We start from the raw sequence: 223 nt of genomic DNA, 5'->3' as shown, positions 1-223 counted from the left end.
TCTTCAACAGTCTGATCGCGGCCTATCTTCTGCCCTCGATCCTGGCGGCTGGCTTGGCCTCTGTGGAGCGGAATACGCGGCCCGCTTCCTATGCCGTCGCTTCGGCCATCCGGAGCTTGGTGCTGCAATGGGCCTACGTGGCGATGGAGATCCGACGAATCTTCCAAGGCCCCAGGGTAGGCATCTTCTGGCGCGGCTTCACCCAGGGCGAGCAGTGGAGCTA

General features: G+C 62.8%; 1 protein-coding gene. It reads left to right on the top strand.

Features of this window, described 5'->3' with window-relative positions; translation table 11 throughout:
- A partial coding sequence (locus E4K09_RS28775; protein ID WP_166802145.1) for a hypothetical protein occupies positions 1-223 on the top strand: 223 nt, incomplete at both ends.

It is taken from the genome of Microvirga pakistanensis (assembly GCF_004458765.1).
Classification (GTDB): domain Bacteria; phylum Pseudomonadota; class Alphaproteobacteria; order Rhizobiales; family Beijerinckiaceae; genus Microvirga; species Microvirga pakistanensis.
Note: the sequence above shows the minus strand (reverse complement) of the source record. Positions and strands in the feature narration are given on the sequence as shown.